Raw genomic sequence first — 24863 nt, 5'->3', positions numbered from 1 at the left:
GATGCGGGGCAGGTCCAGCGCTTGCTACCTTGCCCCGTATCAGCCGACGCTCTGGAGCTTGCCATGGCCACCACCGGACCCGACACGACGCCGGACCCGCAGCATCCGAAACCGCCACGCCACAGCGACAACGAAAACAGCAAGCTGCCGCCGTCGCGCGACGCCGGAGAAAATTCGAGCCCCGCAGACAAGCCCGGCAAGCAGCCCGGCGAAGGGGAGCCGTCCGTGGGCTGAATCGGAGGGCCGCGGCGTGCGCTCATGATCTGCCCACGCGCGGCCCCTTACGTTTTCCAGACAGCGCATCGCGCTTGCCCCTGCGCGCGCGAAAGGATTGCAAGCCACCTATGTAGAACTACGTAGATTGCCTACGTGGTTCCACGCTTGTGATGCCCTTTGAGTTTGGGGATACTCGTCCCGCAAAAGAGTTCGACTATCCGGCTTGCGGCAACAACACCGCAGCCCGTCGAACGAGAACAAGGACGGAGACCTCGGCAATGCTGGCAGCCTCGCATCGCGCTTTGCGTGCGCCCACCTTCCTGCCAGCCATTTCTCGCAGTCCCGGTTCGTGCGACATGCGTGGTCTTCGCCGCGCATGGCGTCCCCTTTCGACCAGAACCATGGAGAAGAGACCATGACTGAAATGCCTCGTACGGACGAGGGGCGATCCCGCCGCAGCTGGCGCTGGATCCTCCTGCTGCTCCCTTATGCCGCGTTGCTGTGGCTGCCGTTCTATAACGACAGCCGGCCTTCCTTTGCGGGTTTCCCGTTCTTTTACTGGTATCAGCTGCTGTGGGTGCCGCTGACTTCGCTGCTGCTATACGCCGTCTACCGGGGCACCAAATGAACGAGCTGAATCCCGTCAATCCGGTATCGATGACCGTCTTCATCGCCTTCTTCGCGCTCGTGACCATCGTCGGCTTTCTGGCCGCACGCTGGAAACGCGGTGATCTGACGCAACTGCACGAGTGGGGCCTGGGCGGCCGCCAGTTCGGCACCGTCATTTCGTGGTTCCTCGTGGGCGGCGACTTCTACACCGCCTATACCGTGATCGCCGTGCCGGCGCTCGTGTATGCGGTGGGCGCGTACGGCTTCTTCGCGCTGCCGTACACCATCATCGTCTACCCGTTCGTGTTCGCCGTGATGCCGAAGCTGTGGAAGGTGGCGCACGCGAAAGGCCACATCACCGCAGCCGACTACGTGCACGGCGAGCTGGGCGGCAAATGGCTGCCCGCGGCCGTCGCCATCACGGGCATCGTTGCGACCATGCCGTACATCGCGCTGCAACTGGTGGGCATGCAGGTGGTCATCAAGGGGCTGGGCGTATCGGGCGAACTGCCGTTGATCGTCGCGTTCCTGATTCTCGCGTTCTACACGTACACGAGCGGCCTGCGCGCACCGGCCATGATCGCGTTCGTGAAAGACATCATGATCTACATCGTCGTGATCGCAGCCGTCTGCCTGATTCCCGTGAAGCTGGGCGGCTACAGTCACGTGTTCGACGCAGCCGATACGTACTTCAAGGCGAAGGGCGGTGCCACGGGCATCCTGCTCAAGCCGTCGCAGTTCACGGCGTATGCATCGCTCGCGCTGGGCTCGGCACTCGCGGCGTTCATGTATCCGCACACGATGACGGGCGTGCTCTCGTCGGCATCGGCGGACACCGTGAAGAAGAACGCCATCTTCCTGCCGGCCTACACGCTGCTGCTCGGACTGATCGCGCTGCTCGGCTACATGGCGATTGCCGCGGGCATTCACGTGAAGTCGCCGAGCGACGTCGTGCCGGCGCTCTTCGGCACGCTGTTCCCGTCGTGGTTCGTCGGCTTCGCCGCGGCGGCCATCGCGATCAGCGCGCTCGTGCCGGCGGCCATCATGTCGATTGGTGCCGCGAACCTGTTCACGCGCAACCTGTGGCGTCCGCTGGTGTCACCGTCGATGTCGCCCGCAGGCGAAGCGTCGACGGCGAAGATCGTGTCGCTCGTCGTGAAGTTCGGCGCGCTGCTCTTCATCGTTGCGCTGCCCACGCAATTCGCCATCGATCTGCAACTGCTGGGTGGCGTGTGGATTCTGCAGATCTTCCCGTCGGTGGTGTTCACGCTCTATACGCGTCGCTTCAGTTCCACGGGCCTGCTGTGCGGCTGGCTGGTGGGCGTGGTGATCGGCACGGGGCTCGCGGCTTCGCAAGGGCTGAAGCCGGTGTTCGCCTTGCACGTGGGCGGTGCGGTGTATCCGCTCTATATCGGGCTCATCGCGCTGGCCGCGAATATCGTCGTGACGTTCGTGGTGTCGCTCGCCACGTCGGCACGGCAGCGGGAAGGGGAGCGGCAAGTAGCGGCTTAAGCTTCGCGATCCTCTGTAGTTGCTGTTTTTGTTGATCGAAGGCAGATGCGCTGTGGTGGCGTATCTGCCTTTTTCGTTGAGGGCACGCAATCGCGTGACCGCTGCGTTTCGGCCCTCCCGCGCTTACACCACGATCCTCCCCAACCTCACCACCGTCACCCCCGGCCTCAATTGCCGCAGCGACGGCATGACGAGCACGCAGTTGTCGTAAGGCGTGACCACGGGCTCGCCGCCGTTCCACGCGATGACGGTGCCCGCTTGCTCGAACGTTTCCAGCCCGGTGTAGTTGCCCGCGAAGCGGAAGTCCATGCTCTTTGCGACAACGGGCTCGGTCACGCGGATCACGCGCACGGTTTCGGGCTTCGGTGCAAACCACCCTTCGGGCAAATCCGATTCCTCCAGCACGCCAGTCAGTGCCAGAAAACGCGCGGTGCAATCTTTCGCGACGGTGACGGCCGAGGGCTCCCAGTGTTGCCCGCATTCCACGAGTAGCGCGTTGCGGGGGCTCTGCGGGTTGCTGAAGTCCGCGTAGTCGCGCATGCGCCGGCCTTCGGGGTGGCCTTCGTCGCTGATCACGGTGGCCGGCGCGCGCAGTTGGCGAGCGAGCGCGATGCCTTTGTCGAGCGAGCCGGAAAGCGCGAGCGGCGCGCTTTTTTCATGCATGGAGTGCAGGTCGAGCAGCATGTCCACGGTGTCGATTACGGGCTGCATGCCGCGGGCGCGGCGCAACTCCGTGGAGTCCGCAGACCGGTCATTGAGTTTTGCCGCACTCCATACGCGGTTGAAGTCCTGATCGACGAAGCGCGACGCGTCCGGCCTGCGTCGGTCGAACGTGAGGTAGGCGTCCACGTTCGCGAAGGCCAGCGTCAGCCGGCCCTTGCGCGGGCGCACGCCGGCATCGAGCAGCGCCTTGGCCGTAATCGCCCCGCACACTTCGTTGCCGTGCGTGAGCGCGTTGATCATGACGTGCGGGCCAGCTGCGCCGCTATCGAACGTGTGAACGTACGGCACACCGGTGTTGCCCGCGGCGTAGGGCGCGAGGTCGGGAAATTCGACATCGACGGGATAGGCTTCGGCGGTGGCGTGCGTGTGGGTATCGTTGGCGTGGGTGGTCATGAGAGCGTGCATTCCGTCATGCGTTGATCGATTCGCACCTGGGTTGGCGGCTCAGTTCAATCCGCCCTGGCAGAGATACTTGATGTGCTGATAGTCGTCGAGCCCATAGCGCGAACCCTCGCGGCCATAGCCCGATTCCTTCACGCCGCCGAACGGCGCGGCCTCGCTCGCGAGCGCGCCTTCATTGATGCCGATCACGCCGCTTTCCAGCTTCGCCGCGACGCGCCAGATGCGCCGCACGTCGCGCGAATAGAAGTAGGCGGCGAGCCCGAACGGTGTGTCGTTGGCCGTGTGAATGACGTCGGCGTCGCTGTCGAAGCGAAAGAGTGGGACGACGGGGCCGAACGTCTCTTCGCGAAAAAGCGCCATCTCGCGATTGGCCTCGCCGAGCACGGTGGGTGCGTAATAGTGCGGACCTTCGAGTCCCTCGCCTTGTAGGCGCCGGCCGCCTGTCAGCACCGCGGCGCCGTGCGCGATGGCGTCCTGCACGTGCCGCTCGATCTTTTCAACGGCACGCGCGTTGATCATGGGGCCAATCTGCGAGTCGTCGCGCGTGGCGGGCCCCACGCGCAGCGCCGCGACGCGTGCCACGAGTTTGCGCGCGAACGCATCGTAGACGCCGGCATGCACGTACACGCGGTTGGGGCACACGCAGGTCTGCCCGCCGTTGCGGAACTTCGATGCCATGAGTCCGTCCACGGCGGCGTCCAGGTCGGCGTCGTCGAATACGATGAACGGCGCGTTGCCGCCCAGTTCCAGCGAAAGCTTCTTGAGCGTATCCGCCGATTCGCGTGCGAGGTGTTTGCCCACGGGCGTGGAGCCGGTGAAGGTGATCTTGCGCACGCGAGCGTCTGCGAGCCAGTTGGAAACGGTGGCGGGCGTGTGCTCGCGCGACGCCGTGACGATATTGAGCACGCCGGGCGGCAAGCCCGCTTCTTCGGCAAGACGCGCGAGGGCCAGCGCGGTGAGCGGCGTGTCTTCGGCTGGTTTGGCGACCACGGTGCAGCCCGCCGCAAGCGCAGGCGCGATCTTGCGCGCGATCATCGCGAGCGGGAAGTTCCACGGCGTGATGGCCGCGACCACGCCCACCGGTTCTTTCACAGCCATCATCCGCTTGCCGGGCATCATGGCGGGAATCATGTCGCCGTAGCTGCGCACGGCTTCTTCGGCAAACCACTCCACATATGAGGCGCCGTAGGCCACTTCGCCGCGCGCTTCGGCAAGCGGCTTGCCCTGTTCGCGCGACATGAGGCGCGCCAGGTCTTCGGTGTTGGCGATGATAGCGGCGTGCCAGCGCTTCAGTAATTGGGCGCGCTCGCGCGCCGTGCGTTCACGCCAGCCTTCGAAGGCGGCGTGCGCGGCGTCGGCTGCGGTCTGAGCGTCTTCGGGGCCGCTGTCGGGAACGCTCGTGAAGGCGTTGCCGGTGGCCGGGTCGCTGACGGGGTAGCGTGCGCCGGAAAGCGCGTCGCGCCATTGTCCAGCGATGAAGTTGCCGGTGCGGGCGAGTTCGGGGCGGTCGAGGGTAAGAGGCATGGCGGCGCTCGAAAGGCGTGGTAAGGAAGACGAAATAAACGGTATCGACCCAACGTCAGGCGCAGATGCGGCACTGCCATGCAGCGCGACGCAATCAGTCGGTCAGGGGAAACAGGGTTTCAATCGGGTAATGGTTCTTCACGAAGGGCGACTTGATCACCACATAGCTGAAGTACTTCTCGATGCCGATGTTGCGTTCCAGCAGGTTTTCCATCACGGTCTGGTAGTGCACCACGCTGCGCGTAACGAACTTGAGCAGATAGTCGTAGCCGCCGCTCACCAGGTGGCATTCGGCAATTTCGTCCACGGTGCGAATGCTCGCCTCGAACTTGGCGAAGTCTTCGCGGCGATGGTCTTGCAGCGTGACCTCGGTGAACACGAGCTGGACGTCGCCCAACTTGTTGAGCTGCAGATGCGCGCCGTAGCCCGCGATGTAGCCGGCCTTCTCGAGCCGCTTCACGCGAATCAGGCACGGGCTGGGCGAGAGTCCCACCGCGTCCGCGAGGTCGACATTCGTAATGCGGCCTTTCTTCTGCAGTTGCGACAGAATGCGAAGGTCGATACGGTCCAGCTTCATCGAATTGCTTGCTTGAGTTGACACGGCGCGCGTTGACCTCGGTACATGGAACGGGGCTATCGTAGCACGGCCCGCGAGCGGAAAATTACGCGGCTAACCCTTATCCAGCAAGCCTTTCAGCGGCCCGGCACGGGCGTCGCGGCGGGCCTTCCATTCAGCTTTTCGCCCCCTTCACGCCACGGCGGCGCGCACTTCGGGAAGCGCCAGGACGTCGTCGAGCGTGGTCTTCAGGCGTACGAACATCGTGTCGAATTCTTCCGCTGTGTAGCAGAGCGCGGGCGCGAAGCCGAGGATGTTGTCGGCGAACGCGCGGAAGATCAGACCATTGCGCCATGCCGAGGCCGCAATCTTCTCGCTGAGGTTGAGCGCAGGGTCGAAGCGGCGGCGCGTCGCCTTGTCCGCCACAAGTTCGAGCGCGCCGAGCAGACCGCGGCTGCGCGCGTCGCCCACCAGCGGATGATCGAGCAGCGCCTGCAGGCCGCGTTCGAAACGCGGTGCCTGGGCCATGCCGTTCGCGAGCAACCCGCCTTCGTGATAGAGGCGCAGCACCTCGAGCCCGATGGCGGCGCTCACGGGGTGGGCGGAGTAGGTCTGACCGTGGCCCACCACGGCCGAGGTGCCTGCGCCGTCGGCGATGCCGGCGTAGATGCGTTCGGACATCAGCAGCGCGCCCATCGGCGCGTACCCGGCGGTAAGGCCCTTTGCGACCGTCATCAGGTCGGGCTCCACGCCTTCGGCTTCGCAGGCGAAGAGCGGGCCGGTGCGGCCGAAGCCCGTGATGACCTCGTCGGCGACGAACAGGATGTCGAGTTCGCGGCACGCCTCGCGCATGGCCTTGAGCCAGCCCTTCGGCGGCACGATCACGCCGCCCGAGCCCTGCACGGGCTCGCAGAAGAATGCAGCGACCCGTTCCGGTCCACCCAGCGCTTCCACCTTGGCCCGCAATGCGGCCACGGATGCCGCGATCAGCGCGTCGGCGTCGTTGCCGTGCTCGCTGCGATACGGATACGGCGAGGCAATGTAGTGCTGGTTCGGCAGCGGCAAATCGAAGTGCTGATGAAACGCCGGCAGCGCGGTAAGCCCGGCTCCGACGGACGACGAACCGTGATATCCGCGTTCGAGCGAGATGAACTGCTTTTTCTGCGGCCGTCCTGTCGCGTTGTAGTAGTGCGTGATGTAGCGGATGGCGGCGTCCACGGCGTCGGACCCGCCCAGCGTGAAATAGACGCGCGTAAGCGAAGGGGGCGCAAGCTGAACGAGCTGTTCGGCGAGGCGAATGGCCGGCTCGCAGCCGAAATGAAAGTAGCCGGTGGCGTAGGGCAGGCGGCTCATCTGTTCCGTGGCCACGCGCACGATGCTTTCGTGACCGTAGCCCGTATTGACGCACCAGAGCCCGGAGAAGGCGTCGAGCAGTTCGTTGCCTTCGATGTCGCGCAGCCACGCGCCGCGTCCCGATTCGAGAATGGTGACGCCGCGCTGTTCATGCGCGCGCAGGCTGACGACAGGATGGATCAGATGTTGGCGGTCGGATTCGATGAGTGCGGAAGTCGACATGGCGTGAGCGTTCAATCGTTCGGTGGCGTAGCGTAACGTGCTGGAGGCGCGTGCTGGAGGCACGTGCCCATTGCGTTCTGCACGTACCGCTTGCAGACGATGTTAGCGGGACACAATCGACGATGACGTTGAGAATCGCCGTGGCCAACAGGCGGGAAATGGTTTTTTTGCGGGCCGCGCAGCATTTTGTGCTGCGGGCCATTTCCGCGAGCAAGGCGGTCAATAACCGCGCGTGCGATCCACCCGTCCGACCAGCGGCAAGCCTTCCCGATGCCGGCGCAGGTTGTCGAGCACCACGTCGACGGCGCTTTCGGGCTGCGTCATGCTGGCCACGTGCGGCGTGAGCATCACACGCGGATGGCGCCAGAGCGGATGGCCCGGCGTGAGCGGTTCGGGGTCCGCCACGTCGAGCACGGCGGCGTCGAGCTGGCCCGAGTCGAGCGCATCGAGCAGATCGTCCTGCTGCAGATGCCCACCGCGCCCCACGTTGACGAGCGCGGCGCCGCGCGGCAATTGCGCGAACAACTCGCGGCACAGAATGTGGCGCGTGGCCGGGGTGAGCGGCAACAGGCACACGAGAATATCGGTGCGGGCGAGAAACGCGGGCAGCGAGGCGGTGCCCGCGAAGCATTCCACGCCCTCGATTTCATGCGCGGAGCGACTCCAGCCCGCGCAGCGAAAGCCGAAGCCCGCGAGTTTGGCGAGCACCGCTTGCCCCAGCACGCCGAGCCCCAGTACACCCACGCGGCGTTCGTTCGCCGTGCGCGTGCGCAGCGGTTGCCAGCGTGCTTCGCGCTGCTGCGTGGCATACGTGAGCCAGTCACGATGCAGCGCGAGCACGGCAAGCGTGGCGTATTCCACCATGCCGGCCACGATGCCCGGTTCGATCATGCGGACCACCGGCACGTGCGCAGGAATGGCGGAAAGGTCGAACTGATCGATACCCGCGCCCACCGAAAACACCAGTTCGAGATTCGGAAACGTGGTGGCGATATCGGCTGGCGGCTCCCATGTCGCGAGGTAACGCACGTTGCCCGCGTTCGTGGCGTCGCTGCCCTCGGGCCAGATATGGAACGGAACGTCGGGCGCCTTTTCGGCGAATAGCCGTGCCCATTGCGCCCCGCGCACGGAGTCGGCCTTGTAGAGAAACGTCATGGTGTGGCTTATCTCTGCACGGTGCTGCGCATGCGGCCCACGTCAGCCCAGCGCCTGGTTGGTGACGGCGTACACGCGCGCCTCGCCTTCGAGCCGGGGCGGCGTGCCGCGTGCCATGGTGACGACGGAGTCCACGAACGCGAGCCCCAGGTCGTCGAGCCATGACGAGAGGCCCGTGTCGCCACCCACGTCGATGCGCACGAAGCGCCCGCCTTGCGAGCCGACGCAATGGCTGATCAGCGCCTGTGCGCCTTCGCGATGCGGCGCGACGAGCGGGCCGATCACGTGGCCGCGTCCGAAGCGGCGCATCAAGGCAAAGCCGACAGGCTCGCCTTCGCGGTCCAGCACGACGCCGTCGGCCACGGAAAGCAGGGCGCCGATGAGCGGCGTGCGATCGTAGCCCGCCGCGCGTGCGAGCAATGCAGCGAGCCGTGCCGGGTCGCGCGAGCCGAGCGGACGGATGCGCTCGCCGGGTGCAAGCTGTACCGCGGGCGGATGAACACCCGCCATGCCCTGGTGCTGATGGATGCTGCCGATGGCGGCAAAGCCGAATTTCTCGTAGAGCGGCAGCCCCGCTTGCGTCGCATTGAGGAACGTGGTGCGGGTGCCGAGCGCCTCCATGGTGCGCGCCATCAGCTCGCGGCCAATGCCGCGGCCCTGCTGGTCGGGCGACACGATCACCATGCCGAGCGAAGCGTGCGCGTCGCCATATTTCCAGTGCAGCGCGGTGCCGAGCAGGCCGGTGTCGTCTTCGGCGGCAATGCCGGTGCCAAGGTTCAGCGCGAATTCCCAGTCTTCGCGGCGGTGCGGCCATTTCACTGCAAGCGACAGGTCGTGGGCAGCGGGCAGGTCGGCCGCCGTCATGGGGCGAAACCGCACTTTGGCACGAGCGATCGGTTCAGTCACTTTCCACTCCTTTTTACGATGCCTGCCTACTGTTGCACCGAACCGGCGCGTGTGGCTAGGACGATCTTATTGCTGCGGGGCTCAAGCCCACGTCTCTGGCGCTGCCGCACGGACCACTGCGCGGGCGTTGCACAACGCGCGGTTTCTCCGGTCGCACCCGCATATCACGGCAGCAAATGCTGCGGCATCGCCCGTACCATGAGCCGCATTGCATGCTTCGTTGTCCCTTCTTCTTTTTTGCCGATCCGCGAGGGCACAACAACATAACCGCGATGCGCCGCGCGGAACGGCCCACTGGAACGACCCCATGGAAAGCTTCGATCCCGCTCTCGTTTCCGTGCGCAGCGCGCACTTCATCGGCGGCCGCTATGTAAGCGGTCCCGCCGCGCTGGACGTGGCGCGCCCCTCGGACGGCGCCATCTATGCAGACCTGCCCATTGCCAGCGCCGACGAAGTGGACCGCGCCGTGGAGAACGCCTGGCAGGCGTTTCGCACGAGCGACTGGGCACGCCGCGCCCCGCGCGAACGCGCGCGCGTCTTGCGACGCTGGGCCGAGCTGATCGAAGCGGACGTCGACACGCTCGCGCGCATCGAATCGGTAGGCTCCACGCGGCCCATTCGCGATGCCGCGGCGTGGGACGTGCCATTTACCGCCGAGGGTATCCGCTTCTACTCGGAGTTCGCCGACAAGATTGGCGGCGAGGTGGCGGCCACGCGGCCGGACCATCTCGGCATGATCGTGGCGGAGCCGTATGGCGTGATCGGCGCTATTGCGCCGTGGAATTTTCCGCTCGTGATGGCGTCGTGGAAGATCGCGCCCGCGCTGGCCGCGGGCAACGCCGTGGTGCTGAAGCCTTCCGAACTCACGCCGTTTTCCGCGCTGCGGCTTGCCGAACTCGCCGTCGAGGCCGGCATGCCGGCTGGCATCTTCAACGTGATCCAGGGCGACGGACGCACGACGGGCGACGCGCTCGTGCGCCATCCGCGAATCGCGAAGGTCACGTTCACGGGCTCCAGCCAGACCGGGGCCGCCATCATGGCCGCCTGTGCGCAGAGCGGCACGAAGCCCGTCACGCTGGAGTTGGGCGGCAAGAGCCCGCAGGTGGTGTTCGCCGACGCGCCGGATCTCGACCTCGTGGCGCGCCGCGTGGCCGGCGCGATTGCGGGCAACGCGGGGCAGGTGTGCGTGGCCGGTTCGCGGCTGATTGTCGAAAAGCGCGTGGTGTCGCGTCTCGTGGACGGCATCGCCTCGGCATTCGCCGCGCTCAAGCCGGGGCATACGTGGGCGCCGGGCACCACGCTGCCGCCTATCATCTCCGCGGTTCAGGCGCAGCGCATCGAAGGCATCGTGAAGCGTTCCGTTGAGCAGGGCGCGCAGATTGCCGTGGGCGGCGGCCGCATTCCCATGGCGGGCGACGGCGCCTTCTACGCTCCCACCATCCTGACCGGCGTGAGCGTGAGCAACGAAGCCGTGCGCGAAGAGGTCTTCGGCCCCGTGCTCACGGTTCAGACCTTCGAGAGCGAGGCCGAAGCGCTGGCGCTCGCGAGCCACGAGAAGTACGGGTTGGCCGCGGGCGTGCATACCGCGGACATTGGCCGCGCGCTGCGCGCGATGCGCGCCATCGAGGCCGGCACCGTCTGGATCAACCGCTACGGACGCACGGCCGACTTCGTGATTCCCACGGGCGGCTATAAGCAGTCCGGCCTCGGCAAGGACCTGGGACGCCAGGCATTCGAGGCCAACCTGCGCTTCAAGAGCGTGTTGATCGACCTGAATCAGGGCGCCTGAACCTTCTTGCGCAGCGCTGCAGAACCGTAGGAAGAAAGGGCGCAGCATGTTGTGCTGTCTGCCTGTGCCTTTTCGATGCTTCCGAACGGCCGCGCCGGTTTTCCGGCACGGCCGTTTCGCATCGATGCCCCTCTCGCGGGAGCCATTCCCTTGTCTGTAGCGACCCGTGAAAACCCTGATGGAGCCGACCGCAGCAGGCCACCAGCGGGCGTAACGCTGCCGTCTTCCATACGCCGCGACGCTGTGTGCGGCCTTCGCAAAGCCAGCTTCCGCGAGTCGCCGGAGCGCACCGCATACTCTGCTGTGCAGCCGCCGAAAAACGACGGATTGTGTGTTCGCGGAAGGCCAATACACGACAACCCGCATTTTTTGCGGTGATGTAATTCATTCCAGCAAGAACGACCGTCGCCCTTCACCGGCGCGCCATCGACACACCTTGACCACCACAGGACCCGCCATGACCCGCTTCCGACCGAAATACATCACGTTCGACTGCTACGGTACGCTGACCCGCTTCCGCATGGGCGATATGGCGCGCGAGATCTTCGCCGGCCGCGTGGCGCCGGAACAGATGGAGCAGTTCGTGCGCGACTTCGCCGCGTATCGTCTGGATGAAGTGCTGGGTGCGTGGAAGCCGTATCAGGAAGTGGTGAAGAACGCGGTGCGCCGCACGCTCAAGCGCTGGAACCTCGCTTATGACGACGCCGAGGCCCAGCGCTTCTACGACGCAGTGCCGACGTGGGGGCCGCATGCCGATGTGCCCGAAGGGCTCTCGAAGGTGGCGAAGGAGTTCCCGCTCGTGATTCTTTCGAACGCGTCGAACGACCAGATTCACAGCAACGTCGAAAAACTCGGCGCGCCGTTCCATCGCGTGTTCACGGCGCAGCAGGCGCAGGCCTACAAGCCGCGTCTGCAGGCGTTCGAATACATGCTGGACAACCTGGGCTGCGGGCCGGAAGACATCCTGCACGTGTCGTCGAGCCTGCGCTACGACCTCATGTCCGCGAACGATCTCGGCGTGAAGAACAAGGTGTTCGTCTCGCGCGGTCACGAGCCTTCCACGCCGTATTACAACTATCACGAGATCAAGGACATCGGCGGGCTGCCTGGCGTCGTCGGTCTGTAAGTGTCGGCCGGCCGCGTGTTGTGCGGCCGCAAGCGTCAAGCATGAAGTTCGTGAACGACTGCCCGCTCCGCGCGAGCGAAGGACCGCGATGAAGTTCGAATCGTACTGGCTCGATACCCGTCCGCCATTCCGGCACGGCGACCCGGGGCCCGTGGAAGGATCGGCCGAGGCGGTTGTGATCGGCGGCGGGTTCACGGGTTTGTCGGCGGCGCTCGCGCTCGCGAAGAAGGGCGTGCCCGTGACGGTGCTGGAAGCGGGCAGTGTGGCGAGCGAGGCGTCGGGGCGCAACGGCGGGCAGTGCAATACGGGCCTCGCGCACGACTATGCGACGCTCGCGGAACGCATCGGCCGCGAGCGGGCGCTCGGTTTCTATCGCGCCTATGAGAGCGCCGTGCAATCGGTGCGCACGATCGTTGCCGAAGAGCAGATCGATTGCGACTTCGTGGGCGGCGGCAAGATCAAGCTGGCCGCGAAGCCGCAGCACTTCGCGAAGCTCGAGAAGACCTACGAAACGCTGGTGCGCGACGTTGATCGGGATATCGAACTGATTGCGCCCGAACGCATTCGCGACGAAATAGGTTCGAACGGCTTTTTTGGCGGACTCGTGCAGCGCAACGGCGCGCAGATGCATATGGGCAAGTTCGGCGTGGGGCTGGCCGAAGCGGCGGTGAAGCGCGGCGCGCGCATCTTCGAACAGGCGCCGGTGACGGCGCTCAAGCCGCTGGGCGGCGAGCGTTACGACGTCGTGACGCCGCGCGGCACGATTCGTGCCGCACGCGTGCTGGTGGCAACGGGCGCTTCGCGCGTCGGGCCGCTTCAGTGGTTTCGCCGGCGCATCGCGCCGGTGGGCAGCTTCATCGTCGTGACGGAGCCGCTCGGCAAGGACCGGCTCGATGCGTTGCTGCCCACGCGGCGCGCGTACGTCACCACGCTCAACATCGGCAACTACTTTCGTGCGACGGCGGACACCCGTCTGCTGTTCGGCGGCCGCGCGCGCTTCGCGATGTCGAACCCGCGCTCGGACGAAAAGAGCGGCCGCATTCTGCGTGCAAGCCTCGCGCATTATTTCCCGCAACTCGCCGACGTGCGCCTCGACTATTGCTGGGGTGGCCTCGTCGATATGACGGCGGACCGCCTGCCGCGCGCGGGCCAGCACGAAGGCCTTTTCTACTCGATGGGCTATAGCGGCCACGGCGTGCAGATGTCGGTGCACATGGGCCGCGTGATGGCCGACGTGATGTTCGGCGCAGCGTCGCGCAATCCGTGGGGCGAACTCGCATGGCCCGCCATTCCAGGCCACTTCGGCCACGCGTGGTTTCTGCCGTTCGTCGGCGCCTGGTACCGCTTTCAGGACATCATTCACTAGCCGCGCGGCATTGTGCAAAGGAGCAGCAGCATGGGCGGACGATTTGTCCGGCTTGGCGAAACGGGCCGGGAAAAAGTGAAGCTACGCATCAATGGCGCCGACGTGGAGGCGCTTGCCGGCGACACGTTGCTCGTGGCGATGCTCTGCACCGTGGACCACGTGCGCCAGTCCGAATTCGGCGACGAGACACGTGCGGGTTTTTGCCTGATGGGCGCATGCCAGGATTGCTGGGTCTGGACGGAAACCGGCGAACGCCTGCGCGCCTGCACGACGGAAGTGCGCGAAGGCATGCAGATCGTGACCACACAACCGGAGGTGCAATGGGCCAACCTCGTGTAATCGTCGTGGGCGCTGGACCGGCCGGGGTGCGCTGCGTCGAGACACTGCTCGCAGCGGGCATTGCCCCCATCGTGATCGACGAAGGCCGCCGCGACGGTGGTCAGATCTATCGGCGGCAGCCCGAGAACTTCGGGCGTCCTTATGAAAAGCTCTACGGCACCGAGGCGAGCCGCGCTTCGAATCTGCACACGGCCTTCGAGCGTGTGCGCGCACAGATCGATTACCGGCCCGACACACTCGCGTGGAACGTGAGCGAGGGGCGCCTGTACGTGCTGCATCGCGGCCAGTCGCACGCGCTGCCTTATGACGCGCTTGTGCTGTGCCCCGGCGCGACGGACCGGCTGATGCCGGTGAAAGGCTGGCAACGCGCGGGTACGTACAGTCTTGGCGCATCGCAGATCGCGCTGAAGGCACAGGCATGTTCGATTGGACACAACGTCGTGTTCATGGGATCGGGACCGTTGCTGTATCTGGTCGCGAATCAGTATGTGCGGGCCGGCGCGCGCGTGGCTGCGGTGCTGGACACGTCGCCCGCCGCCGCGCGGCTGCGGGCGCTGCCCAAACTGCTCGCGCGACCCGATGTGCTGAAGAAGGGCGCAGCGCTCGTGTCCGGGCTGAAGAAGGCTGGCGTGCAGGTAGAACACGGCATCGAGCCGCTCGAAATTCTGGGTACCGACAGCCGGGGCGTGGAGGGCATTCAGTATCGCGATGCAAAGGGTGAGGTGCGCCAGATGGCGTGCGACGCCGTGGCGCTCGGCTACCACCTGCGTCCCGAAACACAGTTGGCCGACCTGGCACGTTGCGCGTTCCGCTTCGATGAAAGCACGCACCAGTGGCTACCGCAGATCGACGAACTGGGGCGCAGCTCGCAGGCGGGCGTCTATCTGGCAGGCGACGGCGTTCGCGTACTGGGCGCCGACGGTGCGGAACTGGCGGGGCGGCTCGCGGCATACGCGGTGTTGAGCGATCTGGGTCATACGATATCCGAAGCAACGCTCGCGCCGCTCAAGGCGCAACAGCGCAAGATGGATCGCTTCCGCCAGGGCCTGGCTCAAGCCTTTCCCTGGCCCGCCGCGCAGGCGGCGCGCCTTTCCGACGAGACCATTGCATGCCGTTGCGAAGGCATCACGGTGGGCGAACTGCGGCGCGTCATCAAGAACGAAGGCGCGTGCGAAGCGAACCGTGCGAAGGCATTCAGCCGCGTGGGCATGGGCCGCTGCCAGGGGCGCTACTGCGGGCACGCCGCAGCCGAGATCATTGCCGCTGCCGCAGGCGTGCCGCTCGAACAGGTGGGACGGCTGCGCGGCCAGGCACCCGTGAAGCCGCTTGCCATATCGACGATGGAAATCACGACGGACGTTCACGACGACAGTCCCGCTGCGTCTGCGGCGACACGCGCCAAGGGCGTCACGGAGGTTCACGAATGAAGCGCGCTGAAGCCGATGTGGTGATTGTGGGCGGCGGCATCATGGGCGCGGCCACCGCGTTTTTCCTGCGTCGCCGCGGGCATTCCGTCATCCTGATCGAACGCGGTCTGATCGGACAGCAGGCAAGCGGAACGAACTTCGGCAACGTGCGCCGGCAAGGGCGCTTTCTGCCGCAACTGCCGCTCGCGAACCGTTCGCGCGAAATCTGGGGCAAGCTGCCCGCGCTCATCAATCACGACGCGGAGTTTTTGCCGTCGGGACATATTCGCGTCTGCTATCGCGAAGAACAGGCCCATACGCTCGAAACCTACGCCAGGGACGCGAGCCAGTACGGCCTCATGCTCGACGTCATGCGGGGCGCGCAGATGCGTTCGCGCTTTCCGTTCCTTGGGCCCGAAGTGTTGGCGGCCTCGTACTCGGCGACGGACGGCCATGCGAATCCCCGTCTCGCCGCGCCCGCATTCGGACGTGCGGCTGCACGGCTCGGCGCGCAGATCGAAGAGAACACCGAGATCGCAACCGTCGAAAAAGAGGGCGCCGAGTTCCGGGCAACGGCTGTGGACGGCCGCACGTTTCATGCGCCGGTGTTGCTGGTCACGGCGGGCGCATGGGGCAGCACGCTCAGCGAGCAATTCGGCGAGCCGGTACCGCTTGCCGTGCATGGTCCGCAAATGGCCGTGACCGAGCCCTTGCCGTACGGCATTCGGCCCGTGGTGGGCGTGTCGTCGCCGCTGCTCGAAGAGGTGGTGTATTTCCGCCAGATCGAGCGCGGCAACATCGTGTTCGGCGGTTGCGCGCGCGGGCCCGCATACCCCGACCTGCGCCGAGCATATGTGCTGCCCGAGAGCACGCTTTTGCAGTTCCGCCAGTTGCAACGCCTCGCGCCCGCACTCGCTCGGCTCAACATCATTCGCGTATGGAGCGGCATCGAAGGCTATGTCTCGGACGATCTGCCGGTGATGGGTGCGAGCGGCAAGGTAAGCGGCCTTTACTATGCATTCGGTTTTTCGGGCCACGGCTTTCAGCTCGGACCGGGCGTGGGTGACACCATGGCCGAGCTGATCGATACCGGTGCGACCACGACGCCGCTGGAGCCGTTCGACATTCGCCGCTTTGCTTCGGCCTCGCTTTCGCCTGAGCACGAGGCTGCCGTACCCGCTGGGGCCGCTGCATCCAGCGCTGCGCGGCACGCTGCATAGGAGCACGAATGGGTGCTCTCGACGATGCCGACGTTTCGGGGCGGGCGAACGGCGCCACGCAGCCTATCGAGCGTGCGATCGAGTTCATCGAGCGCTCGTTCGCGCAACCGGTCACGCTGGCCGCACTCGCGGCTACCGCGGAACTCAGCGTGTCGCGTTTTGCGGCGCTATTTCGCGCGCAGGTGGGCATCTCGCCGCATCGGTACGTGTGCCTCGTACGCGTGCGTCATGCGCAGAAGCTGCTGCGCGGCGGCGTGCCGCCTTCGGTGGTGGCAACCGAGGTCGGCTTCTTCGATCAGAGCCACCTGGGGCGTCATTTCAAGCGCACGTTGGGCACCACCCCGGCGGCGTATCTCGCGGCAGCCGAGTAGTCAACGTCTTCGCCTCGCCACGTGACGGCGAGCGACTCTCCTTTCCTGGCGCTCGCCCGGCCGGCAGGTGTTATCGGTCGAATGCGATACCGCGCTCGCGCAACTGCCGCATGCCGCTTTCCAGATGCGCACGCGCGCTCTCGGCGTCGCCGGCGCGCATTTGTTCGTAGGCACGTTGTGCCACTGCTTCGGGAATGGTCTTGAGCGGCCGGTTGGTGCTCATGGCCTTGAGTTGCACCTCCGCGGCGCGTTCCAGGTAGTAGAGATCGTCCCAGGCTTGTGCGATATCGGGTGCGGCCACCATCACGCCGTGGTTCTTGAGGAACAGGATGTCCGCGTCGCCCATCGCCGCGGCAATGCGGTCGCCTTCCGATTCGTCGAGAGCAAGGCCGTTGTAATGCTCGTCCACCGCGGTGCGGCCGTAGAACTTGAGCGCCGTTTGCCCCAGCCACAGCAGAGGCGGGCCTTCCAGCAGGCAAAGCGCAGTGGCGTTCGGCATGTGCGTGTGAAACGCGGCTTGCACGCGCGGCATCAGCCGGTGCAGCCGTGCGTGGATGTAGAAGGCCGTGGCTTCGGGCTTGCCTTCGCCTGCTATGACGTTGCCGTCGAAGTCGCAGACGAGCAGACGCGACGCCGTGATCTCGCTGAACGCGTAGCCGTACGGGTTGACGAAGAAGAGGTCGTCGTGGCCGGGCACGACAGCGGAGAAGTGATTGCAGACGCCTTCCTCGAAGCCGTTGAGTGCCGCAAGCCGGAAGCACGCGGCGAGTTCGATGCGGGCCTGCATGATGGCGTCCGAGTCGAGACGTTGGCGGCGCGAGGCTGCGGCGCAAGGCGAGGTGGTGAGCGTGTGAGCCATGTTGGGCGTAATGAGATCGGCGGGTAAGCGGCTGGAGAAGAGGGCGATTGTCGCGAACATGATCTTCGCGCGGCAACGTGGTGTCGTCCAGTGACGAATCCATTAAGTATTCCGCGAAGAGCGACGAAAGGCGTTCGTCAGGAAGGGTTTGCCGCGTGGCGGCCTCCCTTTCTTATCTGAATTGCAACAATCAATTTCGTCTTGCTTCGCTTGTGTGGGTGCATATGCACAGGCAATATGTCGCGACCGATCTGAAACGTGTGGCTGCTGTTTCCGGTACGGGCCGCGGCCACGTTGCGCTGGTTTGCGCTACGTCTTGCATCGTGCCGTTACGCACCATCGGCCGGTTGCCGCTCTCCTTCACCCTTTCGAGTGCATAAGCACAGATACCATGAGTACGACATCTGCTCAAACTCCCGCAGTCGCCGGCGCCCTGCCGGAGGCTCGTGTTCGTACCATTCCGTGGATGCTGCTCGCCGTAGCCGGCGTGGTGCTCGCGGTATGTGCCGCGCTTGCCTACTGGTTCGCCGTGGGCCGCTGGGTGGAGTCCACGGACGACGCCTACGTAGGCGGCAACGTCACTGTCATCGCACCGAAGGTGACGGGTTTCGTGGACCAGGTGCTGGTGCAGGACAACCAGTACGTGAAGGCCAACCAGGTGCTGATTCGCCTCGATTCGCGCGACTACGATGCGAAGCTTGCACAGGCGGTTGCGGAAGTGAACAGCGCCGAGGCGGCTGTGAACGAACTGAAAGCGAAGCGCGCGCTTCAGCTTGCCGTGATCAACCAGCAGGCGGCCGGCGTGACGGCGGCCCATGCGGAACTGGTGCGTACGAACGCAGATCAGGCGCGTTACCGGCAACTCGTGAAAGACGACGCGGTTTCGAATCAGCTTGTGGAGCAGGCGGATGCGTCGTTTGCCAAGGCGAAAGCCGCGGTGGAAGGTAGCGATGCATCGCTGCTCGCGGCGAAACAGCAGCTCACCGTGCTCGACGCGCAGATTGCCGACGCCGGGGCGCGCGTCGCGAAAGCGCAGGCCGAGCAGCGCTATGCGCAGCTCAACGTCGACTACACGACGATACGTTCGCCTGTAGACGGCTACGTGGGCAACCGCACCGCGCGAGTCGGCCTGCTCGCTTCGGCGGGCACGTCGATGCTCACGGTGGTGCCCGCGCATGACCTGTGGGTCGATGCCAATTTCAAGGAAGACCAGTTGAGGAAGATGCACGACGGCGACCCGGTCGAAGTCACGCTGGACGCTCATGCGGGCACGATACGCGGCACCGTGCAAAGCATTGCGCCGGCTACAGGAGCCACCTTCAGCATATTGCCGCCCGAGAACGCCACCGGCAACTTTACGAAGATCGTGCAGCGCGTGCCCGTACGCGTCGTGCTCGACGTGCCGAAAGAGGCCCACTACCTGCGTCCGGGGCTCTCGGCGACGGTGCGCGTGCATCTCGCAGGCGCGCGTCAGCGCAACGGCTAAGCCCACGAGCGCGGAGACAGCATCATGACCTCACGTGTTCCCGTCAATCCGATGGACCTGCCGCTGCGCACCAAAGTCACGGCGTTCGCATTGATGTGCCTCGGCTTCTTCATGGCGACGCTCGACATCCAGATCGTCGCGTCGTCGCTGAGAGACATAGGCGGTGGCCTGTCCGCGAGCCAGGACGAACTCTCCTGGATTCAGACGGCGTATCTGATTGCCGAGATCATCGTGATCCCCATGTCCGGTTGGCTCACGCGAGTGTTCTCCACGCGCTGGCTGTTTGCCGCTTCCGCATTGGGCTTCACGATTGCCAGCATGCTGTGCGGGATGGCGTGGGACATCAACTCGGAGATCCTGTTCCGTGCGCTGCAAGGCGCGCTGGGTGCCGCGATGATTCCCACTGTCTTCACGACCGCGTTCGTGCTGTTTCCCGGCAAGCAGCGCGCGCTGGCGGCCACCACCATTGGGGCACTGGCCACGCTCGCACCGGCCATTGGGCCCGTGATAGGCGGCTGGATCACTGATCAGTGGTCGTGGCACTGGCTGTTCTATCTCAACGTGGTGCCCGGCATTGCCGTGACGGTGCTCGTGCCGAAGTTCGTGCGTATCGATGAAGCGGACCTGAGCCTGCTGAAGAAGGGCGACTACCTCGGCATTCTGCTGATGTCGGGCTTTCTGGGCTGCCTCGAATACGTGCTGGAAGAAGGGCCGCGCAAAAACTGGCTGGGCGATACGACCATTCTTGTCTGCGTCTGGATATCGGCGATCTGCGGCTTTCTCTTCATCGTTCATGCGCTCACCGCACGCGAAACGATCGTGGACCTGCGCGCGCTGCGCATCCGCAACTTCGCACTCGGCTCGACACTCTCGTTCATCACCGGCATCGGCATCTTCTGCACGGTGTTTCTCACACCCGTCTTTCTTGCCCGTGTGCGCGGCTTCAGCTCGATGCAAACCGGCTTCGCGCTGCTTTCGGTGGGCTGCGCCCAGGTCGTGGCGCTCGTGGTCTATTCGCGGCTCTCCACACGTATCGATCTGCGCTGGCTTAACCTGTTCGGCCTCGTGCTGTTCGGGCTCGGCTGCTATCTCTACGTGCCCGTGACGAGCGAGTGGGGCTGGAGGGAACTGCTGCTTCCGCAGGTGCTGCGCGGCATTGGTCAGCAGTTCTGCATTCCGCCCATCGTGACGATGGCGCTGGGTGCGCTGCCGCCTGCGCGTCTACGTTCGGCAAGCGGGCTCTTCAATCTGATGCGCAATCTGGGCGGCGCGATCGGCGTGGCCGTGAGCAACACCATGCTGAACGACCGGCTCAATTTTCATTACCTGCGCCTCAACGAGCACGTCACGGACGGCAGGCCTGTCGTCGAGGCACTGCTTGCGCATACGTCGGACCAGATCGGGACGGTTGCAGGCAATGTGCTCAGCGGTCCCCAGGCCGGCCTCGCACTGCTGCACAACGTCGTGATGCGCGAGGCACTCACACTCACTTTCTCCGATGCCTACTTTGCCGTGGCGTGCTGCTTTGTCGTCGCCATCTTCTGCGCATTGTTCGTGCGGCGGCTGGACACGGCGATGCCGCCACCCGATGCTCATTGAGGTCTCCGTTCATGAAACCCCGCATCCGAACCACGCTGTTTGCTCTTGCAGCGAGCCTCGCACTCGCGGCCTGTGCCGTGCAGCCCGCCACGCACGCCGACCTTTCGCAGCAGGTGCAGCAGGTCGCGCCGCGCGAATTCACCGTGGCCGTGCCGCCCGATACCGCTGACGCCGCTACCTGGTGGCAGCAGTTCGGCGATCCGGTCATGCACGACCTCGTGAGCACCGTGCTCGATCAGAACCTCGACCTGAAGGCGGCCGCCGAGCGCGTGCGTCAGGCGGAGGCGCAGACCACCGTGCAGCACGCAGCGCTGCTGCCCGAGCTGAACGCCAACGCCAACGCGAGCGATACGCGCATCATCGTGCCGCCGCCGCTCGGCTATGTGCGGCAGGCGGGTTTCGGTTTGTCCGCGAGCTGGAACCCGGACGTGTTCGGCGGCGAGCGTCTCGCACTGCTCGCAGCGAGGGCGCAGACAACGGGCACGCGCGAGGCGCTGAACGAACTACGTCTCGCGCTTGCAGCCAATACCGCGGACGCGTACATCGAACTGCGCTGGGCACAAAGCGAACTGCGCATTCTTGAAGATAACGAACGAATTCGCGAGCGCACGTTGCGGCTTACGCAGGAGCGTCTGCATTACGGTCTTTCGACCCGGCTCGACGTGGCGCGCGCGCAGAACCAGCTGAGCGATCTGCAGGCGCGCATTCCGCCTGTGCAATCGAGAATCCAGCACCAGTTGAGCCTGATCGCCGTGTACACGGGACGCACGCCCGAGAGCTTGAGCGCCAACGCGTTCGGCAACGGCGAGATACCGGTACCGCGCACGTCGGCGCCTTCCACGCTGCCTTCCGAAGCGCTGCTGCGTCGTCCGGACGTGCGCCTCGCCTATGCAACGGTCGAGCAGCGTGCGGCGCAGGTGGGCGCCGCGAAGGCCGAGCGGTATCCGAAGTTCTCGCTCAATCTGAGCGATGGTTTGCTCGCGGCGTCGTATCTCGGCTTGCCCACGCTCACGGACAACCTGTTCAGTGCCGCGCTCGGCGTGACGAGTCCGATCTTCAACGCGGGCCGCATCAACGCGGATATCGCGAAGCGCGAGAGTCAGATGCGCGAGTCGCAGTTGGGTCTCAATGGTGCGGTGCTCAACGCGTTGAAAGACATCGAAGACACGCGTAGCGATCTCGTGAGCGCATCCGGTGCCGTCGAGCGGCTGGGCGCCGCGCTCGGTGCATCGGGCGATGCGCTGCGTCTTTCGAACGAACTCTACAAGGGCGGAGCGTCCAGCTTTCTCGACGTGTTGACGGCGCAGGAGAGCTATCTGCGCGACGACGAGTCGCTGAACGAAGCGAAGCGGGATCACGCGCTCGCGGCGGTTGCGATGTATCGCGCGCTGGGTGGGGGCTGGCGTGTCGAAGCGGGCGGCGACGCGGTCGCGGCAAACGCACTGCGAACGGATTCGGCGGCCCTTGCTGCCGCGCACGGAGCCGCTCAATAAGCGCGCAACTCATCATGAACGACGCAGATTGCTTCGACGCATCCCACGGCTTTGCGATGCGTCGGGCCGCGCGCTATATCAGCAAGCTCTACGAGCGACACCTGAAAGCGGCGGCACTCACGCCGACGCAGTTCGCCATTCTGGGCCGCCTGAGTGGAGGCGAAAAGCTCACGTTCTGCGAACTCGCGGACACGCTGTTGCTCGACCGCACGACACTGGTGCGTGCCGCGAGTGCATTGCGCCGGGCCCGACTCGTTCGAGCCGAAGCCACCAGCGACGACGCGCGCACGCTCCACTTCGCGTTGACCGACGAGGGCAGGGCGGCGCATCGTGCAGCGCGTCCGCTCTGGGACGCCGCCCAGCAGGAACTGGAGCGCGAATTTGGCCATGAGCGCGCACAGGGCCTCAGGCGCGAACTACTCGAACTCGCGAAACTGGGGCGACGATAGAGGATCACCGCTCGTACGTGCGTCGATCCCTTCGCGGCGCAACACACCCACCGCGCCATCGCAGTGACACAATACCGGCTTGGCGGCTCATCGGAGGCGAAGATGCGCAGGCGTGGTCAAGTACGAGCGATAGTGGGCAGGCGGACATGACGCGCATCGACTCCCCGCACCGCAGCACGGAAGCGAGTGAGGCCGAGTGGCTCGAAGCCGGCGGGCGGGGCGGCTTCGCCTCGGGCACGGCCGGTGGCGAACGGACCCGCCGCTATCACGCGCTGCTGCTTGCGGCCACGCATCCGCCGGCGGGCCGTGTCGTGCTCGTCAATGGCATCGAAGCGTGGATCGAGTCGGCGCGTGGCGGCCGTTATCCTCTTACGCGGCATCGTTACATGCCGGATCATCTGCATCCGCCCATTACGGCCGGTCTGATGTCCTTCAACACCGAGCCGTGGCCCACGTGGCGCTTCTGTATCGGCGATGGTTGGCAGGTCACGGCCGAGGTGTTCGTCGCGCACGGTGCCGGGCAAACCGTGCTGAGGTGGCGACTCGAAAGCGTGTGTGCGAGCGACGTACAACATGAGACCCAAGCCGGACACGAAGCGCTCACGTTGAAGGTGCGCCCGCTGCTTTCGGGCCGCGACTATCACGCACTGCATCACGAAAATCCGGCATTCGACTTTACGGCGCACATCGTGAGCGACTGTGTTTGCTGGCAGCCTTACCCGGATCAACCGGTTGTCGTGGCGCAGAGCAACGGCACCTATACGCACGAACCCGACTGGTATCGCAACTTCTGCTACACGCAGGAACGCGAGCGCGGGCTCGATTACAACGAGGACCTCGCCACGCCGGGCCTCTTCTCGTTCGACCTTGCGCAAGGCGACGCGGTGTTGATCCTGAGCGCGCAAACCGCGGCAAACGTGGAGGCAGCCGCACCAGAGGAAGCCGCACCGGAGGATGTCGTCTCCGCCGCCGCGCTCGCGTTGCGTCTCGATGCGCTGGAGCGCGTGCGGCGCGCATCGTTTGCCGGCCGTCTGCAACGCAGCGCCGACGAATACGTGGTCGCGCGCGGCGCGGGCCGCACGATCATTGCCGGTTATCCATGGTTCACGGACTGGGGCCGCGACACGTTCATCGCAATGCGCGGCCTGTTGCTTGCGTCGGGGCGCTACGCGGAAGCGGAGTCCATCCTGCTTGGCTGGACCGAGACGATTTCCGAAGGCATGTTGCCCAACCGCTTTCCCGACGACGGCGGCGCGCCCGTCTACAACGCGGTGGACGCGTCGCTCTGGTTCGTGGTGGCCGTGCACGACTATCTACAGACGGCCCACGCCAGCATTGCGACACGCGAGCGCCTGCAACAGGCGGTCAACACGATCGTGCAGGGCTATGCCGACGGCACGCGCTTCAATATCGCAGCCGACGACGATGGTCTCTTGCGCGCAGGTGTGCCCGGCGTGCAACTGACGTGGATGGACGCGAAGGTGGGGGACTGGGTGGTGGCGCCACGCATCGGCAAGCCCGTCGAGGTGCAGGCCCTCTGGATCAATGCATTGCGTATCGCGCTCGCCTGGGACACGCACTGGAGCGAACTCGAAACGCTGGCGAGCACCTCGTTCGCCGAGCGCTTCGTGAATCCCGCGACAGGCGCGCTTTACGACGTGATCGACGTGGACCACGAACCCGGCCGGGTTGATGCCAGTGTGCGGCCGAACCAGATATTCGCGACAGGAGGCTTGCCCCATGCCGTGATCGACGGGCAGCGGGCACGAGCCGTGGTAAGCCAGGTGGAGGCGCAATTGCTGACGCCGCTCGGGCTGCGGTCGCTCGCGCCGTGCGATCCCGCCTACGTGGGCCGTTACGAAGGCACGCTGTTGCAGCGCGATGGCGCCTATCATCAGGGAACGGTGTGGCCGTGGCTGCTCGGGCCTTTCGTGCAAGCGTGGCTGCGCGTGCAGCGCGCAGCAGGCGTGCCGGATTCGGCGAGCATGGCCGCGGCCCGCGCACGATTTCTCACGCCGCTCTATGCTCATCTCGACGCGGCCGGGTTGGACCATGTGAGCGAAATTGCCGACGGCGACGCGCCGCATACGCCGCGCGGCGCGCCATTCCAGGCGTGGTCGCTCGGCGAATTGCTGCGTATCGAAAAGCTGCTGGGTACATGACGAACGATGGGCGCATGCGC

At 65.4% G+C, this 24863-nt stretch carries 22 protein-coding genes; 15 read left to right on the top strand and 7 right to left on the bottom strand.

What is annotated here, in order from left to right; genetic code table 11:
• Positions 1-63 precede the first annotated feature (63 nt).
• The 3 genes from PXJ20_RS21930 (at position 64) to mctP (ending at position 2337) form a co-directional block, all read left to right on the top strand.
• The gene (locus PXJ20_RS21930; RefSeq protein ID WP_421031156.1) at positions 64-234 is read left to right on the top strand and encodes a hypothetical protein; all 171 of its coding nucleotides are present in this window, start codon (positions 64-66) and stop codon (positions 232-234) included.
• 397 nt (positions 235-631) lie between these two features.
• Positions 632-844: a DUF3311 domain-containing protein gene (locus PXJ20_RS21925; protein WP_421031155.1), complete on the top strand. Its 213-nt coding sequence runs from the start codon at positions 632-634 to the stop codon at positions 842-844.
• A complete protein-coding gene (gene mctP, locus PXJ20_RS21920) occupies positions 841-2337 on the top strand; it encodes a monocarboxylate uptake permease MctP (protein ID WP_421031154.1) in 1497 nt (498 codons plus the stop codon). Before PXJ20_RS21925 ends, mctP begins: the two co-directional genes overlap by 4 nt.
• Before the next feature lie 123 nt (positions 2338-2460).
• On the opposite strand, the gene PXJ20_RS21915 is transcribed toward mctP, so the two are convergent.
• The 6 genes from PXJ20_RS21915 to PXJ20_RS21890 form a co-directional block, all read right to left on the bottom strand.
• A complete protein-coding gene (locus PXJ20_RS21915; RefSeq protein WP_421031153.1) occupies positions 2461-3453 on the bottom strand; it encodes a M14 family metallopeptidase in 993 nt (330 codons plus the stop codon).
• 51 nt (positions 3454-3504) lie between these two features.
• Positions 3505-4986: an NAD-dependent succinate-semialdehyde dehydrogenase gene (locus PXJ20_RS21910; protein ID WP_421031152.1), complete on the bottom strand. Its 1482-nt coding sequence runs from the start codon at positions 4984-4986 to the stop codon at positions 3505-3507.
• Positions 4987-5080: 94 nt separating this feature from the next.
• The gene (locus tag PXJ20_RS21905) at positions 5081-5563 is read right to left on the bottom strand and encodes an Lrp/AsnC family transcriptional regulator (RefSeq protein WP_017777368.1); all 483 of its coding nucleotides are present in this window, start codon (positions 5561-5563) and stop codon (positions 5081-5083) included.
• A gap of 171 nt (positions 5564-5734) precedes the next feature.
• Positions 5735-7117, bottom strand: a complete 1383-nt coding sequence (locus PXJ20_RS21900) for an aspartate aminotransferase family protein (RefSeq protein WP_421031151.1) — start codon at positions 7115-7117, stop codon at positions 5735-5737.
• Between the two features lie 219 nt (positions 7118-7336).
• Positions 7337-8272 carry a 2-hydroxyacid dehydrogenase gene (locus tag PXJ20_RS21895; protein WP_421031150.1) on the bottom strand — a complete coding sequence of 312 codons (936 nt, stop codon included), beginning with the start codon at positions 8270-8272 and terminating at the stop codon, positions 7337-7339.
• A gap of 42 nt (positions 8273-8314) precedes the next feature.
• Positions 8315-9136, bottom strand: coding sequence for a GNAT family N-acetyltransferase (locus tag PXJ20_RS21890; RefSeq protein ID WP_017777371.1), 822 nt, complete (start codon positions 9134-9136; stop codon positions 8315-8317).
• Between the two features lie 349 nt (positions 9137-9485).
• On the opposite strand from PXJ20_RS21890, the gene PXJ20_RS21885 reads away from it, so the two are divergent.
• The 7 genes from PXJ20_RS21885 (at position 9486) to PXJ20_RS21855 (ending at position 16795) form a co-directional block, all read left to right on the top strand.
• Positions 9486-10967 carry an aldehyde dehydrogenase family protein gene (locus PXJ20_RS21885; protein WP_421031149.1) on the top strand — a complete coding sequence of 494 codons (1482 nt, stop codon included), beginning with the start codon at positions 9486-9488 and terminating at the stop codon, positions 10965-10967.
• A 457-nt stretch (positions 10968-11424) separates the two neighbouring features.
• Entirely contained in the window at positions 11425-12093 is a 669-nt protein-coding gene (locus tag PXJ20_RS21880) for a haloacid dehalogenase type II (RefSeq protein ID WP_017777373.1), read from the top strand.
• Positions 12094-12181: 88 nt separating this feature from the next.
• Positions 12182-13459 (top strand): NAD(P)/FAD-dependent oxidoreductase, encoded by a 1278-nt coding sequence (locus PXJ20_RS21875; RefSeq protein ID WP_421031148.1) that lies wholly within the window; start codon positions 12182-12184, stop codon positions 13457-13459.
• 30 nt (positions 13460-13489) lie between these two features.
• On the top strand, positions 13490-13798 hold the full coding sequence (locus tag PXJ20_RS21870; RefSeq protein ID WP_017777375.1) for a (2Fe-2S)-binding protein: 309 nt from the start codon (positions 13490-13492) through the stop codon (positions 13796-13798).
• The gene (locus PXJ20_RS21865; protein ID WP_421031147.1) at positions 13780-15225 is read left to right on the top strand and encodes an FAD-dependent oxidoreductase; all 1446 of its coding nucleotides are present in this window, start codon (positions 13780-13782) and stop codon (positions 15223-15225) included. Before PXJ20_RS21870 ends, PXJ20_RS21865 begins: the two co-directional genes overlap by 19 nt.
• Entirely contained in the window at positions 15222-16424 is a 1203-nt protein-coding gene (locus PXJ20_RS21860; protein WP_017777377.1) for an NAD(P)/FAD-dependent oxidoreductase, read from the top strand. Before PXJ20_RS21865 ends, PXJ20_RS21860 begins: the two co-directional genes overlap by 4 nt.
• Before the next feature lie 8 nt (positions 16425-16432).
• Positions 16433-16795 (top strand): helix-turn-helix transcriptional regulator, encoded by a 363-nt coding sequence (locus tag PXJ20_RS21855; protein ID WP_017777378.1) that lies wholly within the window; start codon positions 16433-16435, stop codon positions 16793-16795.
• A gap of 70 nt (positions 16796-16865) precedes the next feature.
• Here the strand turns inward: PXJ20_RS21855 and PXJ20_RS21850 are convergent, their stop codons facing one another.
• Positions 16866-17654, bottom strand: coding sequence for an aldolase (locus PXJ20_RS21850; protein ID WP_421032596.1), 789 nt, complete (start codon positions 17652-17654; stop codon positions 16866-16868).
• 391 nt (positions 17655-18045) lie between these two features.
• On the opposite strand from PXJ20_RS21850, the gene PXJ20_RS21845 reads away from it, so the two are divergent.
• The 5 genes from PXJ20_RS21845 to PXJ20_RS21825 all read left to right on the top strand — a co-directional run bounded on the left by PXJ20_RS21845 (position 18046) and on the right by PXJ20_RS21825 (position 24843).
• Entirely contained in the window at positions 18046-19140 is a 1095-nt protein-coding gene (locus tag PXJ20_RS21845; protein WP_421031146.1) for an HlyD family secretion protein, read from the top strand.
• Positions 19141-19164: 24 nt separating this feature from the next.
• Complete coding sequence (locus tag PXJ20_RS21840; protein ID WP_126876500.1) at positions 19165-20739, top strand: DHA2 family efflux MFS transporter permease subunit; 1575 nt, start codon at positions 19165-19167, stop codon at positions 20737-20739.
• An 11-nt stretch (positions 20740-20750) separates the two neighbouring features.
• Complete coding sequence (locus tag PXJ20_RS21835) at positions 20751-22232, top strand: efflux transporter outer membrane subunit (RefSeq protein WP_421031145.1); 1482 nt, start codon at positions 20751-20753, stop codon at positions 22230-22232.
• Positions 22233-22246: 14 nt separating this feature from the next.
• Positions 22247-22681, top strand: a complete 435-nt coding sequence (locus PXJ20_RS21830; protein ID WP_421031144.1) for a MarR family winged helix-turn-helix transcriptional regulator — start codon at positions 22247-22249, stop codon at positions 22679-22681.
• Between the two features lie 146 nt (positions 22682-22827).
• Positions 22828-24843 carry an amylo-alpha-1,6-glucosidase gene (locus PXJ20_RS21825; RefSeq protein WP_421031143.1) on the top strand — a complete coding sequence of 672 codons (2016 nt, stop codon included), beginning with the start codon at positions 22828-22830 and terminating at the stop codon, positions 24841-24843.
• Positions 24844-24863: the final 20 nt, after the last annotated feature.

Origin of the sequence: Paraburkholderia sp. A1RI_3L (assembly GCF_048957895.1) — a bacterium.
GTDB classification, from domain to species: domain Bacteria; phylum Pseudomonadota; class Gammaproteobacteria; order Burkholderiales; family Burkholderiaceae; genus Paraburkholderia; species Paraburkholderia kururiensis.
This window is presented reverse-complemented; position numbering and strand designations above follow the sequence as displayed.

What these genes read in the sequence shown, in the direction of transcription:
- PXJ20_RS21895 (WP_421031150.1), bottom strand. Translation starts at nt 8,272, where the DNA reads ATGACGTTTCTCTACAAGGCCGACTCCGTGCGCGGGGCGCAATGGGCA.
- PXJ20_RS21930 (WP_421031156.1), top strand. Translation starts at nt 64, where the DNA reads ATGGCCACCACCGGACCCGACACGACGCCGGACCCGCAGCATCCGAAA.
- PXJ20_RS21875 (WP_421031148.1), top strand. Translation starts at nt 12,182, where the DNA reads ATGAAGTTCGAATCGTACTGGCTCGATACCCGTCCGCCATTCCGGCAC.
- PXJ20_RS21840 (WP_126876500.1), top strand. Translation starts at nt 19,165, where the DNA reads ATGACCTCACGTGTTCCCGTCAATCCGATGGACCTGCCGCTGCGCACC.
- PXJ20_RS21860 (WP_017777377.1), top strand. Translation starts at nt 15,222, where the DNA reads ATGAAGCGCGCTGAAGCCGATGTGGTGATTGTGGGCGGCGGCATCATG.
- PXJ20_RS21925 (WP_421031155.1), top strand. Translation starts at nt 632, where the DNA reads ATGACTGAAATGCCTCGTACGGACGAGGGGCGATCCCGCCGCAGCTGG.
- PXJ20_RS21850 (WP_421032596.1), bottom strand. Translation starts at nt 17,654, where the DNA reads ATGGCTCACACGCTCACCACCTCGCCTTGCGCCGCAGCCTCGCGCCGC.
- PXJ20_RS21885 (WP_421031149.1), top strand. Translation starts at nt 9,486, where the DNA reads ATGGAAAGCTTCGATCCCGCTCTCGTTTCCGTGCGCAGCGCGCACTTC.
- PXJ20_RS21905 (WP_017777368.1), bottom strand. Translation starts at nt 5,563, where the DNA reads ATGAAGCTGGACCGTATCGACCTTCGCATTCTGTCGCAACTGCAGAAG.
- PXJ20_RS21870 (WP_017777375.1), top strand. Translation starts at nt 13,490, where the DNA reads ATGGGCGGACGATTTGTCCGGCTTGGCGAAACGGGCCGGGAAAAAGTG.
- PXJ20_RS21915 (WP_421031153.1), bottom strand. Translation starts at nt 3,453, where the DNA reads ATGACCACCCACGCCAACGATACCCACACGCACGCCACCGCCGAAGCC.
- PXJ20_RS21900 (WP_421031151.1), bottom strand. Translation starts at nt 7,117, where the DNA reads ATGTCGACTTCCGCACTCATCGAATCCGACCGCCAACATCTGATCCAT.
- PXJ20_RS21825 (WP_421031143.1), top strand. Translation starts at nt 22,828, where the DNA reads ATGACGCGCATCGACTCCCCGCACCGCAGCACGGAAGCGAGTGAGGCC.
- PXJ20_RS21890 (WP_017777371.1), bottom strand. Translation starts at nt 9,136, where the DNA reads ATGACGGCGGCCGACCTGCCCGCTGCCCACGACCTGTCGCTTGCAGTG.
- PXJ20_RS21855 (WP_017777378.1), top strand. Translation starts at nt 16,433, where the DNA reads ATGGGTGCTCTCGACGATGCCGACGTTTCGGGGCGGGCGAACGGCGCC.
- PXJ20_RS21865 (WP_421031147.1), top strand. Translation starts at nt 13,780, where the DNA reads ATGGGCCAACCTCGTGTAATCGTCGTGGGCGCTGGACCGGCCGGGGTG.
- PXJ20_RS21830 (WP_421031144.1), top strand. Translation starts at nt 22,247, where the DNA reads ATGAACGACGCAGATTGCTTCGACGCATCCCACGGCTTTGCGATGCGT.
- PXJ20_RS21835 (WP_421031145.1), top strand. Translation starts at nt 20,751, where the DNA reads ATGAAACCCCGCATCCGAACCACGCTGTTTGCTCTTGCAGCGAGCCTC.
- PXJ20_RS21910 (WP_421031152.1), bottom strand. Translation starts at nt 4,986, where the DNA reads ATGCCTCTTACCCTCGACCGCCCCGAACTCGCCCGCACCGGCAACTTC.
- mctP (WP_421031154.1), top strand. Translation starts at nt 841, where the DNA reads ATGAACGAGCTGAATCCCGTCAATCCGGTATCGATGACCGTCTTCATC.
- PXJ20_RS21845 (WP_421031146.1), top strand. Translation starts at nt 18,046, where the DNA reads ATGAGTACGACATCTGCTCAAACTCCCGCAGTCGCCGGCGCCCTGCCG.
- PXJ20_RS21880 (WP_017777373.1), top strand. Translation starts at nt 11,425, where the DNA reads ATGACCCGCTTCCGACCGAAATACATCACGTTCGACTGCTACGGTACG.